Genomic DNA, 15806 nt, shown 5'->3' on the forward strand with positions numbered 1-15806 from the left:
AGATCTGGCGAACGCTTTAGCAGATTTTTTTAACGTCGCCCTGCAAGTTGCTCATTTAACTCAGCGACCCCTTTATTTTAATGCCAGTCGTCTTTCGATTCTTTTCCGTATTTCCGCTGTGGTTGCTGCACGTCATGGGCGCGGCCATGGGCTGGGTGGCGTTTGTGGCGTCTCCCACCTACCGGCGCCGGTTTCTCGCTAACTCGGCACTGGCGGGCTATGCGTTTGGCGATGTGCGCGCTGCCGTGGCCCATGCGGGCCGCATGGTGGCCGAACTGCCACGCCTGTGGATGCGCGCGACGATGCCCTGCGCACTCACGGGCGAGGCCTGTGTGGAACAGGCCTACGCCGCCGGCCGCGGCATTGTGTTTCTGACCCCACACCAGGGGTGCTTTGAGCTGTCGGCCCAGGCCGCCGCACGCCGCTGGAGCGCGGAGCGTGGCCCCATCACCGTGCTGTACCGCCCGGCACGCCAGGCCTGGCTGGCCAAGGTGATGGAGACCGCCCGCAATCGCCCCGGCATGCTGGCCGTGCCCACCACGCTGGCGGGTGTGCGCCAGATGATCAAAGCCCTGCGCCGGGGCGAGGCCGTGGGCCTGCTGCCTGACCAGGTGCCGCCCGAGGGGCAGGGCCAGTGGGCACCTTTTTTTGGGCGCGACGCTTACACCATGACCCTGGCCGTGCGCCTGGCGCAACAGACCGGCGCGACCGTGGTGCTGGCGCGTTGCGAGCGTCTGTCCTGGGGGCGTGGCTACGTCACGCATTTCGAGCCCTTGCCCCAGCCGCTGTCCGACCAGATGGACCAGGCCGTGCTGCAGATCAACCAGGCCATGGAACATCTCATCCGCCAATGCCCCGAGCAATACCTGTGGGGCTATGGCCGCTACAAGCAGCCGCGTGGCGAGGCTGCTCCGGTGGAGCCTGCCGCAGGGGGCGCAGCATGAAGGGCCTCACAGGGCGTTTGGGCGTGGGGTTCATGCGGGTGCTGGCGCTGCTGCCGCTGCCGGTGTTGCGCGGCATGGGCTGGCTGCTGGGGCAGGTGGCGTTTGTGCTGGTGGCGCCCCGCCGCAAGGTGGCACTGCGCAATCTGGCGCTGTGTTTTCCTGAGTGGACCGAAGCGCGCTGCCGCGCCGTGGCGCGGGCCAGTTTTGTCGCGTTTTGCCAGACCTGGCTGGACCGCAGCTGGCTCTGGGCCGCGCCGCGTTCGGTGGTGGAGCGGCGTGTGCGCCTGACGGGAGCGGTGCACGAGCTGGAGGGCGACACGCCCACCATTTTGTTTGCGCCGCATTTCTACGGCATGGACGCGGGGGGGCTGGCCTTGCCGCTGCGCAGCAGCCGTGCTTTCACCTCCATCTTTGCCACCCACCCCGATCCAGCGGTGGATGCCTGGTTCATGGCGGGGCGCCAGCGCTTTGGCGATGTGCGCATGCTCAACCGTTCGGACGGCGTCAAACCCATCATTGCCAGCTTGCGCAAAGGGGGCTTGCTGTACCTGCTGCCCGACATGGACTACGGCCGCAACGATTCGGTGTTTGTGCCGTTCTATGGCGTGACGGCGGCCACCATTCCGTCGCTGTCTCGGTTTGCGCGGCTGGGCCGCGCCAAGGTGGTGGGCGTGTATTCGCGCATGACGCCCACCGGGTACGTGGCCGAGGTTTCGCCCGCCTGGTCCAACTATCCCACCGACGATGCCGAGGCCGACACGGCCCGTATGAACCGCGAACTGCAGGCCGTGATCGACACCATGCCCGAGCAGTACTACTGGGTGCACAAACGCTTCAAGACCCGCCCGGAGGGCGAGCCCTCCGTGTATTCCCGCTGAAATATCAGCAAAAATGGCTTGATGCGCTAGTGCATCATGCGCTGATAGCTATTGTTTGGATAGCAAAAAACGCTGGAGCTCCACGGCCACGCGCTCAGGGTGCTCGTGTACGACCCAGTGTGATGCCTGCTCCACCTGCTGCACCTGCAGCCGGGGAATCCAGCCGGGCAGGCCGCCGAGCAGGCCGGGCAGCAGGGCCGGGTCGTCCATGCCCCAGAGCACCAGCGTGGGCACGTCCACCGTCAACATCGACTCGGGCAGGGTGACGGCCTGGGCGCCCGGGTCGCCCTCGCGCGGCGGGCGGATGGGGCTGGCGCGGTAGTAGTTGCAGGCACCCTGCAGGCCTTGCTGCCACAAGGCCCGGTACTGGGCGCGCACCTCGTCGGTCAGCCATGCGGGGGCGCTGCCGTCCGGGGCGTTGAAAAAGGCGAACAGGCGGCGGAAGTCGTCTTCGGCCAGCAGGGCCTCGGCATCAGGCCTGCACAAGAAATGCATGTACTGGCTGCCCGCCTGCTGCGCAGCGTTGTGCGACAGCTCGCGCACAAACGCGCCGGGGTGGGGCGAGTTGATGATGGCCAGGCGCTTCATCAGCTGGGGCTGCTGGTTGGCCAGGTTCCACGCCACGGCGCCGCCCCAGTCATGCGCAATCAGGCATTCCAGCGCGCTGCCGGGGCATTCGTGGGCGATGAGGGCCACCAGGTCCTGCACCAGGTGCTTGGCGCGGTACGCGTCTACCGCCTGCGGGCTGCTGGACGGGCCAAACCCGCGCAGGTAGGGCGCCACGCAGCGGTAGCCGCCGTTTTCGGGGCGGGCAAAGTGCAGCAGGAGTTCGTCCCAGATGAAGGCCCCCTCGGGGAACCCGTGCAGGAACAGCAGCACCGGGCGCCCGGGGATGCCGCTCACGCGGCAGTGCAGGGTGATTCCGTGGGGGAGGTCAACAGGGCAATCTTGGATCATGGCGCTATGCATTCTGTAGCTGCCAGCGCATGAATCGATTGCGCTTGCGGCTAGTTGGGCTCGGATTCGCTGGTGGGCGAAGGCTGTGCGGGGCTGCTGCTGTCCGCAGCCGCAGGGGGCTCTTCGGCGAGGGGCTTCACCGGGTGCGCCCACTGCCACAGCAACTGGGCGACTTCATCCACCCCTTGCTTTTTGAGAGCCGAGAACATCTTCACCTCGCCACCGCCGGCGTGCAGTCGCGTAATCGACAGCACCTTGGCCTGTTCGGCGCGCGTGAGCTTGTCGGCCTTGGTCAGCACGATGAGGAACTTGAGCCCTTCTTCCACGCGGGGGCGCACCACTTCGAGCAACGCCTCGTCCAGCTCGGTCAGGCCCAGGCGCGGGTCGCACAGCAGCACGATGCCGGTGAGACCAGGGCGGCTGACTAGGTAGTTCACCATCACCTGCTGCCAGCGCACCTTGTCCGAGCGCGACACGGCCGCGTAGCCATAGCCGGGCAAGTCGGCCAGTACGGCGTCCATCACCCCCTGTTTGCCCAGCGAGAACAAATTGATGTGCTGGGTGCGCCCTGGCTTTTTGGACGCAAACGCCAGCTGCTTTTGCTGGGTGAGGGTGTTGATGCAGGTGGATTTGCCCGCGTTGGAACGGCCCACGAAAGCGATTTCGGGTACGTCGATGGGCGGCAGGTGGTGCAGCTGCGCCGCCGTGGTGAGGAACCGGGCGGTGTGCATCCAGCCCATGGCGATTTTGGCGTCAGGTGCGGGCGGGAGAGAGCCAGCAACTGGCGCAGAGGGGGGTGTCGTCATGGGGAGTTGGGAGAGAAAGAACCATCATTGTAGAATCGCGAGGTTTTGCGCACATAAACACACACCCTCGATATGAAGTTGCTCGCCTCATTGCTGACGGCTGCCGCACTGGCAGCACCTGTTTTTTCGGCCTTTGCAGCGGGTGACGCACCCAAAGCGGCCAAGCCGGATCTCGTCAAGGGCGAGGCCAGCTTCACTGCGGTGTGTGCGGCCTGCCACGGCGCAGACGGCAATTCGGCCATCGCGGCCAATCCCAAGCTGTCGCAGCAACACCCCGAATACTTGGTCAAGCAGCTGCAGGAATTCAAGTCCGGCAAGCGCAACAACGCCATCATGAAGGGCTTTGCTACGGCCCTGTCGGATGACGACATGCGCAATATCGCCTACTGGCTCACGTCCAAGCCCGCCAAGGCCGGCTTTGCCAAGGACAAGGACCTGGTGGCCATGGGTGAACGCATCTACCGCGGCGGCATTGCCGACCGCCAGATCGCCGCGTGCGCTGGCTGCCATAGCCCCAATGGCGCTGGCATCCCTGCGCAGTACCCCCGCCTGTCGGGCCAGCACGCCGACTACACGGTGTCGCAGCTGAACATGTTCCGTGACGGCTCGCGCGCCAACAGCATCCAGATGACCCAGGTCGCCGCCAAGCTCAACGACAAGGAAATCAAGGCCGTGGCGGACTACATCGCCGGCCTGCGTTGAGTGATTGCTTGATATTTGTCATGCCCCGGCCTGATTGACCGGGCGGCACGGAACCTACCGCCAATAACAACCCCAAAAAGGGCGGGTCCATCGCAGCGATGGTCCCGCCCTTTTTCTTTCGCGCTTCGCAGACACCGCACCCACCCATGTCCGACAACACCCAGGGCCTTCGCATGAAGTCCGGCTCCCAGGCCTTGCGCGCCGGGGTCGAGCTGCTGTCTTCGATGCGGTTCGCCATCTCGCTGCTGACGGTGATCTGCATCGCCTCGGTCATCGGCACGGTGCTCAAGCAGCACGAACCTTCGGCCAACTACGTCAACCAGTTCGGACCGTTCTGGGCCGAGTTGTTTGGCGCCATCCAGCTCAACGCGGTGTACAGCGCCTGGTGGTTCCTGCTGATCCTGGCGTTCCTAGTGATCAGCACCTCGCTGTGCATTGCCCGCAACACGCCCAAGATCCTCACCGACCTCAAGGTCTACAAAGAGAACATCCGCGAGCAAAGCCTGAAGGCGTTTCACCACAAGGCTGAGGCTGCGCTCAGCGACTCTGCCGAGGCCGAGGCACGTCGCATTGGCACGCTGCTGGCGGGTGGCGGATGGAAGGTGCGCCTGCAGCAGCGCGACACTGCCGCCGGCCCAGGCACCGGCTGGATGGTGGCGGCCAAGGCGGGGGCGGCCAACAAGATCGGCTACATCGCGGCGCACAGCGCCATCGTGCTGGTGTGTGTGGGTGGCCTGCTGGACGGCGACCTCATCGTGCGGGCGCAGATGCTGCTGGGGGGCAAGTCGGTCTACACCGGGGGCGGACTGATCGCCGATGTGAAGCCCGAGCACCGCCTGTCCGAGCGCAACCCCACCTTCCGGGGCAACCTGCTCGTGGCCGAGGGCACGCAGTCGAGCACGGCCATCCTGAGCCAGTCCGACGGTGTGCTGCTGCAGGACCTGCCGTTTGCGATCGAGCTCAAGAAGTTCATCGTGGAGCACTACTCCACGGGCATGCCCAAGCTGTTCGCCAGCGAAATCATCATCCACGACAAGGCCACGGGCGAGAAGACGCCTGCACGCGTCGAGGTGAACCACCCGGCCAGCTACAAGGGCATCGAGATCTACCAGTCGAGCTTTGACGACGGCGGCTCGCACCTCAAGCTGCGCGCCGTACCCATGGTGGCGGGGGCCAAGCCTTTCGATGTCGAAGGGGTGGTGGGCAACTCCACGCAGCTCACCAACAAGGGCGGTGGCCCTGGCAGCGATACGCTGACGCTGGAGTTCACGGCGCTGCGCACCATCAACGTCGAGAACTTTGGTGGCGCTGGCCCGGGTGGCAGTGGCGCCGACGTGCGCAAGGTGGACCTGCGCGAATCGGTGGAGTCGCGCCTGGGCGCCGCCAACAAGACCGTCACCAAGAAAGAACTGCGCAACGTCGGCCCCAGCGTGAGCTATAAGCTGCGTGATGCTGCCGGCCAGGCGCGGGAGTTCCACAACTACATGCTGCCGGTGGACACCGGCGATGGCGTGCCAGTGTTCCTGCTGGGGGTGCGCGAGTCCCCGGCAGAGCCCTTCCGCTACCTGCGGGTGCCGGCGGATGACAAGGGCAGCATGGACGGTTTCATGCGCATGAAGGCCGCCCTGGCCGACCCCCAGGCCCGGGAGCAGGCGGTACGCCGCTACGTGTCCCAGGCCATGGATGCCTCGCGCCCCGACCTGGCCGAGCAACTGCAGCAGTCTGCCGTGCGCGCGCTGGCGTTGTTCGCAGGGCGTGGCGTGGTCGATGGCAAGCCCACGGGCGGGCTGCAGGCCATCTCGGACTTCATGGAAGCCAATGTGCCAGAGGCGGAGCGTGCGCGCGCAGGCGAGGTGCTGGTGCGCATCCTGAACGGCACGCTGTTCGAGCTGGCCCAGTTGACCCGCCAGCGTGAGGGCCTGCCGCCGCTGCCGCAGGACAATCAGACCCGGGGTTTCATGACCCAGGCCGTGCTCTCCCTCAGCGATGCGCAGATCTACCCAGCGCCGCTAGCGTTTGAACTTAAGGACTTCACCCAGGTCCAGGCCAGCGTGTTCCAGGTGGCGCGAGCCCCTGGCAAGAATGTTGTCTATCTGGGCTGCGCCTTGCTGATCCTGGGCGTTTTTGCCATGCTCTACGTGCGCGAGCGGCGCGTGTGGGTCTGGGTGGCCCCGCAGGATGGCCGTACCCACGCCACCATGGCCCTGTCCACCAACCGCAAGACCATGGACGGCGACCAGGAGTTTGTCCAGCTCGCACAAAAACTGATCGGGGCATCGCCCCGCGAAGGCACCGCATGAACACCGCGACTTCTACCTCGACCGCTACCACGATCACCCTGAACGAGGGGTTCTTCTCGCGCCGCAACTGGTTGGACTGGCTGTTTGCCGCCATCGTGGCCGTGGGCGGGCTGTATGCGCTGCAGCGCTACGGCGCCTTCATGGATGTCTATGAAAAGGGCATTTTGCTGGGAGCCATCCCGTGCACCATCTGGCTGGGCTGGTTCTGGCGCCCGCTGCGCGTGCTGATGCTGGTGGTGGCGGCCGTAGCGCTCATGGCCATTGGCCTGTACCAGCAAGACGGGGCGGGCAGCCTGGCGCGGGCGGACACGGTGTTCGGCCTCAAGTATTTCCTGTCCAGCCAGTCGGCCATCCTGTGGATGAGCATGCTGTTTTTCATCAGCACGGCGTTTTACTGGGTGGGCATGTTTGCGCGCGGTGAAGGCAAGACGATGAGCATGCTGGGCTCGCGCATTGCCTGGGTGGCGGTGGCGATGGCGCTCATCGGCACGCTGGTGCGCTGGTACGAAAGCTACCTGATCGGCCCGGACATCGGCCACATCCCGGTCAGCAACCTCTACGAAGTGTTCGTTCTGTTTTGCTGGATGACGGCCGCGTTCTATCTGTACTACGAGCAGCAGTACGACACGCGCGCGCTGGGTGGTTTTGTGATGCTGGTGGTCAGTGCTGCCGTGGGCTTTTTGCTCTGGTACACCGTGGTGCGCGAGGCGCATGAGATCCAGCCGCTGGTCCCCGCGCTCAAGAGCTGGTGGATGAAGCTGCACGTGCCCGCTAATTTCATCGGTTATGGCACGTTTGCGCTGTCGGCCATGGTGGCGTTTGCCTACCTGATCAAGCAGCAGGCCACCGAAACCCGCTGGTACAAGCTGGCGCCACTGTGGCTGCTGGGCGTGGTGCTGTGTTTCGAGCCCATCGTGTTCCGCCAGGGCGCGACGGAAAACGGCGGCAGTTACTGGATGGTGTACTTTGGCATTTCGGCCTTCATCGTTGCGGGCATTCTGCTGGGCCGCAAGCGCATCGCGGCGCGCCTGCCCTCGTTCGAGATCCTGGACGACGTGATGTACAAGTCCATCGCCGTGGGCTTTGCCTTCTTCACCATCGCCACGGTGTTGGGCGCGCTGTGGGCGGCAGAGGCCTGGGGCGGCTACTGGAGCTGGGACCCCAAGGAAACCTGGGCCCTGATCGTCTGGCTCAACTACGCGGCCTGGCTGCACATGCGGCTCATGAAGGGCCTGCGCGGCACAGTGTCCGCCTGGTGGGCGCTGGTGGGGCTGGCAGTGACGACCTTCGCGTTCCTGGGCGTCAACATGTTCCTGAGCGGCCTGCACAGCTACGGCACGCTCTGAGAGGGCGAGCGCTGTTGACGATCCCTGCCAGATCGTCAACGGGCGCGGCGTGCATGTCGGGCATTTGCAGGTGCACAGCAACTATTGCGTCTTCGGTGTAACCTGAGTGGTCCAGGGAACGAACTAACAGTTGTTCTGCTCTACCGCTGCAGCTGTTTCCCCCTAAATGACCGGAGCCACCATGCTGATCCCCTCACGCGATTCGGGTTTCAACCACCCGTACTCCTCCGAAATCACCCCCCGCTCGGTCTACGAAGACCGTCGCCAGATGCTCAAGCTGATGGCGGGCGGCGCTGCCGGTGCCGCCATGGCCGCATGGGCGGGCCGGGAGGCCCTGGCGCAGCAGGTGGCGGTCACGCGCCCTGGCAAGCTGGCGCCTCTGGCGGGGGCCAAGTCGGCAGTAGCGGGTGCCGTCTCCATGGAGAAGCTCACGGACTACAAGGACGCGAGCACCTACAACAATTTCTACGAATTTGGCACCGACAAGGCCGACCCCGCCCGCAATGCGCACACTCTCAAGACCAGCCCGTGGACGGTGGAGGTTGAGGGCCTGGTTAAGAAGCCCGGCAAGTACGGCATTGAAGACCTGATCAAGCTGAGCGCGCAGGAAGAACGCATTTACAGACTGCGCTGCGTCGAAGGCTGGTCCATGGTCATCCCGTGGGTGGGGTACTCGCTGGCTGAGCTGATCAAGCGGGTGGAGCCCCAGGGCAGCGCCAAGTACGTGGAGTTTGTGACCCTGGCCGACAAGGCCACCATGCCCTTCGTGGGCTCGCGCGTGCTAGACTGGCCTTATGTGGAAGGCCTGCGCATGGACGAGGCCATGCACCCGCTGACCTTGCTGGCCTTCGGCATGTACGGCGAAGTGCTGCCCAACCAGAACGGCGCCCCGGTGCGTCTGGTGGTGCCATGGAAGTACGGCTTCAAGAGCGCCAAGAGCATCGTGAAGATCCGCTTTGTCGAAAAGGAGCCAGGCACCGCGTGGAACAAGGCGGCCCAGCAGGAGTACGGGTTCTATTCCAACGTGAACCCCAATGTGGACCACCCCCGCTGGAGCCAGGCGACCGAGCGGCGTATTGGTGAAGACGGCTTGTTTGCCAAGAAGCGCAAGACCTTGATGTTCAACGGCTACGAAGCCCAGGTCGGCCAGCTCTACGCGGGCATGGACCTCAAGAAGTTCTACTGATCTCCCGGGCCTCGCCGCCTTCCTGGGCAGTGTGCGAGGCCACGGTGGTTCTTGAATCGCGATGCGAAAACTATTGCTCCACCCCGCCGCCAAACCGGTGGTGTTTGTGTTGTGCCTGTTGCCGCTGGCATGGCTGGTCTACGCGGCGGTGGCGAACCAGCTGGGCGCCAACCCTGCAGAGGCGTTGATCCGCGCCACTGGTGACTGGACGCTGCGGGCGCTTTGCCTGGTGCTGGCGATCACTCCACTGCGCGTCATTACCGCCACCCCGCAACTGGCGCGGTTTCGGCGCATGCTGGGTTTGTTTGTGTTCTTTTACGGAGTGCTGCACCTGCTGAGCTACAGCTGGTTCGACATGGGTTTCGACATCCCGGACATCCTGCACGACATCGCCAAGCGGCCCTTCATCCTGGTGGGCACATTGGCCCTGGTGTTGCTGGCCCTGTTGGCTGCGACGTCGTTCAATCGCGCGATCAAGGCCTTGGGCGGCAAGCGCTGGCAGGCGCTGCACCGCACTGTCTATGCCGTGGCCGGGCTGGCGGTGCTGCATTTCTTCTGGATGCGTGCGGGCAAGAACAATTTTGGTGAAGTGACCATCTATGCCGCCATCCTCGGCGCGCTGCTGGGCTGGCGACTTTGGCACCGACTGCAAAAGCGGTCGGCTGCACCGGCCGGTTCAGCGGCAAGACGGACAGCCGCTGGATCTCCGGGACGTTAAATGCTATTAAATTTATAGCTTCTTGGGCATGTAGTTGTAGCGCTTGCAGTCGATTTGACCAACATTCACCCATTGACTGCCCGCAGCGCAGGGCGCATCTGCCGGGTCACAGGGTCGATGTACGCGGTGGGAATCTGGTAGGCGCGATCATCGAACAGGTCGATGCCGCACATCAGGTTCTCGATCCATTCAAAGAAGTCGCTAATGGCTTCCTTGCCCATGATCGGGGCACCATGCTGCGGCACGATCATGGCAATGTCGAGCTGCCGTGCCATGCGTGCCCACAGGCGCAGGATTTTGTTGGACACCATGTAGCGGCGGTGGAACCCCTCCATGCGCGGAATGTGCGCCTTGAGGTCAGTCACCGGCACACGGGCCTCGGCCCCTGACATCATGGACACCCCCAGGTCGCCCGTGAACAGGATGCGGCTGACCGGGTCGTAGAAGTGGAAGTTGCCCTCGGAGTGCATGAAGTGCGCAGGCAGCAACACCAGCTCATGGCGCCCCAGAGGCAGGTGGCCGCCACCGTCGGGCACTCCGATCACGCGGTTTTCGGTCTTGCCCACCTTGGTGAAGTGCGGTGCAAAGCGCTCCCACACACGTGAGATCACCAGGTTGGCCTTGGTGCTGGTCATCCAGCGGTCCAGCGAGGCGATGATGTCCGGGTCTGCGTGCGAGGCGATCAGGTACGACAGCTTGTGCGGCGGGAAATGCTTTGTCATTCCCATGAACAGCTCGTTGAACGCGAGGTTGCCGCCCGGGTCGATGATGGCGCCGGTGTCGTCGTCCACGATCAGGAACTGATTGGCCTGCACGGCCTGCCCATCCTCCTCAATGAGGTCGGTGAACATCAGGCAAGCATGATTTTTGTCGCGGTAGAGTTCCAGGGCCATGGCCATCCTGCGGTGCAATAAAGCGCAGACTGTACGAGTACCCCTAAGCTTTGTGCTTGATGGAAATCAAGCGAAACCGCATTGCCTGGCCATTCTGCGCAGGCGATCGAATGCTTCAGCGTGGCTGCGAGGCGCTGGCCGCAGGCGACGGCGCAGTGTTGGTGTCGTTGCCCGGCGTGAGTGTTTGCGGCAGCGTGGCACGCTGGCTCGCTGCAGGGCCGGTCGGCAGATACAACGGCCCCCGCTGACCACAACCGAAGAGGGCTGCCGCACTGGCAGCAAGGACAAGCGTCCTGACTAGAATTTGGGGAGCTTTCAACATGCGCAAATTGTAATGACCGACCTCGAATTCATGGACCACGCCGAACAACTGCTGCTTGCCGTCGAGCGCAGTTGTGATCGCATCAACGACACCTCGGATGCCGATGTGGACAGCCAGCGCTCGGGGGGCATGGTGACCTTGACCTTTCCCAATCGCAGCCAGATCGTGATCAATCTGCAAAAGCCGCTGCACGAGGTGTGGATGGCGGCCCGATCGGGCGGCTACCACTACCGTTTTGATGGCAGCCACTGGCAGGACACCAAAGGCGCGGGGGAGTTTTTTGCGTGCCTCACGCGCGACGCGTCACAGCAGTCCGGCATGTCGCTGCAGTTTTCTGCGTGACGGTTTTCGCCCCGCCAGCCTAAGGGGCTGGTGCTGGGGCGTTGGGGCGATCAGTTACGGAACAAGTCCAGGATGCGACTGCGCTCTTCAGAAGGCGGAGGCGCCTGGGGGGCTACCGCCGGAGATACGGATCGGTCTTCCACCACCCCCACGCTCGAAACACCCGCGTTGCGAGCGTATTCCTCGTAGAACCACTCGCCGCCCACATTCACGACACCGGGCGGCACCGTGGGCTCCATCACCGGCACACCCTTGAGCGCGCGCTCCATGAAGCTGATCCACACCGGCAGGCTCAGCCCGCCCCCGGTTTCCCGGCTGCCCAGATTGCGCGGCGTGTCATAGCCAATCCAGGTCACGGCCGCGATGGTGGGCTGGAACCCGGCAAACCACGCGTCCACCGAATCATTGGTGGTGCCGGTTTTGCCATACAGATCGGGACGCTTCAGGGTGGCCTGAGCACGCGCTGCGGTACCGGTGCGGGTTACTTCCTGCAACAGGCTGCTCATGACATAGGCGTTGCGCGCATCAATGGCACGTGGCTGTTCACTCAACGCGGGGGGGGTGATCTCTGAAATCACCCGGCCCTTGTGGTCGGTGACCTTGGCGATCAGCCAAGGATTGATGCGGTACCCGCCGTTGGCGAACACCGAATACGCAGAGGCCATTTGCAGAGGCGTCACTGAGCCTGCACCCAGCGCCATGGTCAGGTAGGCGGGGTGTTTCTCGGGGTCGAATCCAAACCGTCCCACCCATTCCTGTGCCGTCTTGGGGCCTACGGCCTGCAGGATCCGGATGGAGATCATGTTCTTGGACTTCGCCAAGCCGGTGCGCATGCTCATGGGGCCGTCGTACTTGCCGTCGTAGTTCTTGGGCTCCCAGGGTTGGCCGCCGGTGACACCCGCATCGAAGAACAGCGGGGCGTCGTTGATCACAGTGGTGGGGGTGAAGCCTTTTTCGAGCGCCGCCGAGTAAATGAAGGGCTTGAAGCTGGAGCCCGGCTGGCGCCAGGCCTGCGCCGCGTGGTTGAACTTGTTTTTGTCGAAGTCGAAGCCACCCACCAGTGCACGAATGGAGCCGTTACGCGGGTCCAGAGCCACAAAAGCGCCTTCCACTTCGGGCAGCTGTGTAATTTCCCAGGCGCCCTTGGGTGTCTTGACCACACGGATCACAGCCCCACGCCGTATCTTGATATTGGGAGGGGCCTTGTCGCTGAGGCCGGATTGCGCAGGCTTCAGTCCATCGCCTGTGATCTCGACCGAATCCCCGTTGGCACGGGCGGCCAGGATGCGTTTGGCGGATGCCTCCAGCACCACCGCGGAGAGCACGTCGCCGTTGTCCGGGTGGTTGGCCAGTGCGTCATCAATGGCGTCTTCCACCTCCTGGGCGCTGGCAGGCAGCGCCACAAACTTTTCGGGCCCCCGGTACTGCTGGCGCCGTTCGTAGTCCATGATCCCACGCCGCAAGGCGACATAGGCCGCCTCTTGTTCTGCAGCATTGAGGGTGGTGTACACATTGAGACCGCGTGTGTAGGCCTCGTTGCCATACTGGGCAAAGATCAGCTGGCGGGCCATTTCCGCCACGTATTCAGCGTGGATGCGTGTGTTGTCGGGCCCCGTGCGGATTTTCAGTTCTTCTTTCTTGGCTTGCTCTGCTTGTTGTGCAGTGATGAAGCCGTTTTCTTCCATCCGCTCGATGATGTACTGCTGACGAGCGCGGGCACGTTTCGGATTGCTGATGGGGTTGTAGGCAGACGGAGCCTTGGGCAAACCGGCAAGCATCGCAGCTTCAGCGATCGAAACAGATTTGAGCGGTTTACCAAAATAAGCTTCGGAGGCAGCCGCAAAACCGTAAGCACGATTGCCGAGGAAAATCTGATTCATGTAAATCTCAAGAATCTGATCCTTGGTCAGCAAATGCTCCAATTTGAAGGTTAGTAAGATTTCGTAAATTTTGCGAGTAAATGTTTTTTCTGAAGACAGATAAACATTGCGTGCCACCTGCATGGTGATCGTGGAAGCGCCTTGGCTTTTTACTCGCCCCAAGTTGGCGAGACCCGCACGCAGAACACCTTTGTAGTCCACTCCACCATGCTGAAAGAAACGGGCATCTTCAATCGCCAAAACGGCGTCTTTCATGACCTGCGGAATCTCGCCGATGGGTGTGAGGTTGCGACGCTCTTCGCCAAACTCGCCCAGCAAGGCTCCTTCCGCTGAGTACACCCGCAGCGGCAGTTTGGGACGGTAGTCCGCCAAGTCAGAAATGTCTGGTAGGTTGGGGTAGGCCACCGACAGCGCCACAGCAATTGTGAGCGCCAGGCCCACGGCTGCGGCTGCCGCCAGTCCTGTGATCCAAAGGGTGATACGAACCAACCAGCGAAGCCAACTGGGGCGGGTGCGAACAGGAGAGGAGTCCGGCTTGTCGGAGGACTTCGAAGGGGAGGGCGGCATATCGCTCCGATGGGGTAAGACCGCCCATTATAAAAATGTCCACCGCTGGGGCTCGAAATCCAATTTCGTACTTGGCAAGGTGCCGCCGAAAGGCTTCCGGTAGTGGCCGAGCGGTATTGCAGCGCCCAAAAATTTCGTCTGCTTTTGGCAACGCTCTTCTGACGTTACAGGGGGAAAAATCTTTGCTGGAGAACTATCTTACTGATAGCATTCATGTGAAGTGTTAAGTTTTGTTGCCTCATTTTGGCAAGTTACAGGGGACCAATCTTGATCTCAATGGGGTCTTTGTTCAATCGCCAGTCTGCTCCGCTGCTGGGAATCGACATCAGCTCCTCCAGTGTCAAGCTGGTGGAGTTGGGGCGCGATAAGGCGGGTAGTCTGGTCCTAGAGCGTTGCGCGATCGAGCCACTGGAGCGGGGCTGGATCACCGATGGCAACATCGAAAAGTTTGACGAAGTGGCGGACGCATTGCGTCGCTTGGTCAAGAAGAGCGGCACTCGAACCAAAAACGTGGCGCTTGCGCTGCCCCCTTCCGCAGTGATCACCAAGAAGATCACGCTGCCAGGTGGCATGACGGAGCAGGAGCTTGAGGTCCAGGTGGAATCCGAGGCCAACCAGTACATCCCGTTTTCGCTCGACGAGGTGAGCTTGGATTTTTGCGTTATCGGGCCCAGTAAAAACGCGCCAGGGGATGTTGACGTTCTGATTGCCGCTTCCCGGCGTGAAAAAGTCCAAGACCGGCAGGGTTTGGCTGAGGCCGCTGGGTTGAAGCCCGTGGTGGTCGATATTGAATCCCATGCATCACGACTGGCTGCTGGGCGCCTCATTGAAGCGCTGCCGAACAAAGGCGTGGACGCGATGGTGGCCCTTTTCGAGGTGGGAGCCCTGACGACCAGCATGCAGGTGATCCGGAACGAAGAGGTTCTGTATGACCGCGACCAAGCCTTTGGTGGCGCCCAACTTACTCAGTTGATTGTTCGCCAATATGGCTTCTCGGTTGAAGAAGCCGAGAGCAAAAAGCGCAGCGGTGATTTGCCGGAAGACTATCAATCAGCGGTCCTCCGTCCTTTTGTTGACAGCATGGCCCAAGAGATTGGTCGCGCCCTGCAGTTCTTCTTCACCAGCACGCCGCACAACCGTGTCGACCACATCATGTTGGCGGGGGGCTCAGCCCCGCTGCCAGGTCTTACAGAGGCTGTCACTCAGCAAACTGGCTTTGCATGCAGCGCTGTCAATCCTTTTGATGGCATGGAAATCGGAAGTTCCGTGCGACTGAAAAAAATGGTGCGTGAAGCGCCGTCCTACTTGACCTCTTGCGGTCTCGCTATGCGGAGGTTTCTGCAGTGATTCTTATCAATTTGTTACCTCATCGCGAGGAGGCTCGTAAGCGTCGCAAGGAAGCGTTCCAGGCGACGATGTTTGCGTCGTTTCTGTTGGGTCTCGCTGTTGCTGGAGCCATCTACTGGTGGTTTCAGATCATGATAACGGACCAGCAGAATAAGAATACCTTTCTCCAGCAAGAGATCAAGGTGCTGGAAGGACAAATCAAGGAAATTGCGTCCATAGAGGATGAGATTGCTTCCTTGCGCGCACGCCAAAAAGCTGTCGAAGATCTGCAGTCAGATCGCAATTTGCCTGTTCACTTGCTCACCGAATTGGTTAAGCAATTACCTGATGGTGTATACGTCACCGCAATAAAGCAAGTTGGACAAACGATAACGATGCAAGGGATGGCCCAATCTAATGAGCGCGTTTCAGAGTTGCTGCGTAACTTGGCTAGTAATACGCCATGGCTTGCTAAACCGGAGTTGACGGAAATTACAGCAAGCACGGTAGCTTTGAGTCAGAGGGACCAGCGGAGAGTTTCTTCCTTTAACTTGAGGTTTCAGCTGGTCCGTGCAAGCGACGCTCAAAAAATCATAGAGGCAGCAAATGCCACCGCTTCGTCGCCAGGAGGTAAGTGAC

At 62.2% G+C, this 15806-nt stretch carries 15 protein-coding genes; 10 read left to right on the plus strand and 5 right to left on the minus strand.

The annotated features are described in order from the left end of the window. Positions 1–80: 80 nt before the first annotated feature. Both ACODSU_RS05280 and ACODSU_RS05285 read left to right on the plus strand, forming a co-directional pair. Complete coding sequence (locus tag ACODSU_RS05280; RefSeq protein ID WP_488840669.1) at positions 81–944, plus strand: lysophospholipid acyltransferase family protein; 864 nt, start codon at positions 81–83, stop codon at positions 942–944. Continuing rightward, the gene (locus tag ACODSU_RS05285; RefSeq protein WP_488840671.1) at positions 941–1822 is read left to right on the plus strand and encodes a lysophospholipid acyltransferase family protein; all 882 of its coding nucleotides are present in this window, start codon (positions 941–943) and stop codon (positions 1820–1822) included. The genes ACODSU_RS05280 and ACODSU_RS05285 overlap by 4 nt, the downstream gene beginning before the upstream one ends. 48 nt (positions 1823–1870) lie before the next feature. Here the strand turns inward: ACODSU_RS05285 and ACODSU_RS05290 are convergent, their stop codons facing one another. Both ACODSU_RS05290 and yihA read right to left on the minus strand, forming a co-directional pair. Continuing rightward, positions 1871–2779, minus strand: a complete 909-nt coding sequence (locus ACODSU_RS05290; protein WP_488840673.1) for an alpha/beta fold hydrolase — start codon at positions 2777–2779, stop codon at positions 1871–1873. A gap of 50 nt (positions 2780–2829) precedes the next feature. Continuing rightward, positions 2830–3585: a ribosome biogenesis GTP-binding protein YihA/YsxC gene (yihA, locus tag ACODSU_RS05295; RefSeq protein ID WP_056747236.1), complete on the minus strand. Its 756-nt coding sequence runs from the start codon at positions 3583–3585 to the stop codon at positions 2830–2832. A gap of 72 nt (positions 3586–3657) precedes the next feature. On the opposite strand from yihA, the gene ACODSU_RS05300 reads away from it, so the two are divergent. The 5 genes from ACODSU_RS05300 (at position 3658) to msrQ (ending at position 9837) form a co-directional block, all read left to right on the plus strand. After that, a complete protein-coding gene (locus tag ACODSU_RS05300; RefSeq protein WP_015012649.1) occupies positions 3658–4287 on the plus strand; it encodes a c-type cytochrome in 630 nt (209 codons plus the stop codon). A gap of 146 nt (positions 4288–4433) precedes the next feature. Then, the gene (locus tag ACODSU_RS05305) at positions 4434–6587 is read left to right on the plus strand and encodes a cytochrome c biogenesis protein ResB (protein WP_488840676.1); all 2154 of its coding nucleotides are present in this window, start codon (positions 4434–4436) and stop codon (positions 6585–6587) included. Next, positions 6584–7933 (plus strand): c-type cytochrome biogenesis protein CcsB, encoded by a 1350-nt coding sequence (gene ccsB, locus ACODSU_RS05310; RefSeq protein WP_110959757.1) that lies wholly within the window; start codon positions 6584–6586, stop codon positions 7931–7933. Before ACODSU_RS05305 ends, ccsB begins: the two co-directional genes overlap by 4 nt. 181 nt (positions 7934–8114) lie before the next feature. Continuing rightward, positions 8115–9119 carry a protein-methionine-sulfoxide reductase catalytic subunit MsrP gene (gene msrP, locus ACODSU_RS05315; protein ID WP_015012652.1) on the plus strand — a complete coding sequence of 335 codons (1005 nt, stop codon included), beginning with the start codon at positions 8115–8117 and terminating at the stop codon, positions 9117–9119. 61 nt (positions 9120–9180) lie between these two features. Next, on the plus strand, positions 9181–9837 hold the full coding sequence (gene msrQ / locus ACODSU_RS05320) for a protein-methionine-sulfoxide reductase heme-binding subunit MsrQ (protein WP_488840679.1): 657 nt from the start codon (positions 9181–9183) through the stop codon (positions 9835–9837). A 65-nt stretch (positions 9838–9902) separates the two neighbouring features. Here msrQ and ACODSU_RS05325 read toward each other — a convergent pair whose 3' ends face one another. After that, positions 9903–10730, minus strand: a complete 828-nt coding sequence (locus ACODSU_RS05325; RefSeq protein ID WP_015012654.1) for an oxygen-binding di-iron domain-containing protein — start codon at positions 10728–10730, stop codon at positions 9903–9905. A 115-nt stretch (positions 10731–10845) separates the two neighbouring features. Beyond that, positions 10846–11052, minus strand: a complete 207-nt coding sequence (lptM, locus tag ACODSU_RS05330; protein ID WP_110959755.1) for an LPS translocon maturation chaperone LptM — start codon at positions 11050–11052, stop codon at positions 10846–10848. A 12-nt stretch (positions 11053–11064) separates the two neighbouring features. Between lptM and cyaY the strand changes: the two genes are divergently transcribed. Beyond that, complete coding sequence (gene cyaY / locus ACODSU_RS05335) at positions 11065–11394, plus strand: iron donor protein CyaY (protein ID WP_110959754.1); 330 nt, start codon at positions 11065–11067, stop codon at positions 11392–11394. A gap of 50 nt (positions 11395–11444) precedes the next feature. Here cyaY and ACODSU_RS05340 read toward each other — a convergent pair whose 3' ends face one another. Further along, positions 11445–13841, minus strand: coding sequence for a penicillin-binding protein 1A (locus tag ACODSU_RS05340; RefSeq protein WP_488840682.1), 2397 nt, complete (start codon positions 13839–13841; stop codon positions 11445–11447). A gap of 267 nt (positions 13842–14108) precedes the next feature. On the opposite strand from ACODSU_RS05340, the gene ACODSU_RS05345 reads away from it, so the two are divergent. Further along, on the plus strand, positions 14109–15188 hold the full coding sequence (locus ACODSU_RS05345) for a pilus assembly protein PilM (RefSeq protein WP_015012658.1): 1080 nt from the start codon (positions 14109–14111) through the stop codon (positions 15186–15188). Then, a complete protein-coding gene (locus ACODSU_RS05350; RefSeq protein ID WP_488840684.1) occupies positions 15185–15805 on the plus strand; it encodes a PilN domain-containing protein in 621 nt (206 codons plus the stop codon). Before ACODSU_RS05345 ends, ACODSU_RS05350 begins: the two co-directional genes overlap by 4 nt. Position 15806 lies beyond the last annotated feature (1 nt).

The organism is Acidovorax sp. FG48, assembly GCF_057809085.1.

Coding starts and splice junctions, on each gene's coding strand:
- ACODSU_RS05280 (WP_488840669.1), top strand. CDS start 81: ATGCCAGTCGTCTTTCGATTCTTTTCCGTATTTCCGCTGTGGTTGCTG.
- ACODSU_RS05285 (WP_488840671.1), top strand. CDS start 941: ATGAAGGGCCTCACAGGGCGTTTGGGCGTGGGGTTCATGCGGGTGCTG.
- ACODSU_RS05290 (WP_488840673.1), bottom strand. CDS start 2,779: ATGATCCAAGATTGCCCTGTTGACCTCCCCCACGGAATCACCCTGCAC.
- yihA (WP_056747236.1), bottom strand. CDS start 3,585: ATGACGACACCCCCCTCTGCGCCAGTTGCTGGCTCTCTCCCGCCCGCA.
- ACODSU_RS05300 (WP_015012649.1), top strand. CDS start 3,658: ATGAAGTTGCTCGCCTCATTGCTGACGGCTGCCGCACTGGCAGCACCT.
- ACODSU_RS05305 (WP_488840676.1), top strand. CDS start 4,434: ATGTCCGACAACACCCAGGGCCTTCGCATGAAGTCCGGCTCCCAGGCC.
- ccsB (WP_110959757.1), top strand. CDS start 6,584: ATGAACACCGCGACTTCTACCTCGACCGCTACCACGATCACCCTGAAC.
- msrP (WP_015012652.1), top strand. CDS start 8,115: ATGCTGATCCCCTCACGCGATTCGGGTTTCAACCACCCGTACTCCTCC.
- msrQ (WP_488840679.1), top strand. CDS start 9,181: ATGCGAAAACTATTGCTCCACCCCGCCGCCAAACCGGTGGTGTTTGTG.
- ACODSU_RS05325 (WP_015012654.1), bottom strand. CDS start 10,730: ATGGCCCTGGAACTCTACCGCGACAAAAATCATGCTTGCCTGATGTTC.
- lptM (WP_110959755.1), bottom strand. CDS start 11,052: ATGTTGAAAGCTCCCCAAATTCTAGTCAGGACGCTTGTCCTTGCTGCC.
- cyaY (WP_110959754.1), top strand. CDS start 11,065: ATGACCGACCTCGAATTCATGGACCACGCCGAACAACTGCTGCTTGCC.
- ACODSU_RS05340 (WP_488840682.1), bottom strand. CDS start 13,841: ATGCCGCCCTCCCCTTCGAAGTCCTCCGACAAGCCGGACTCCTCTCCT.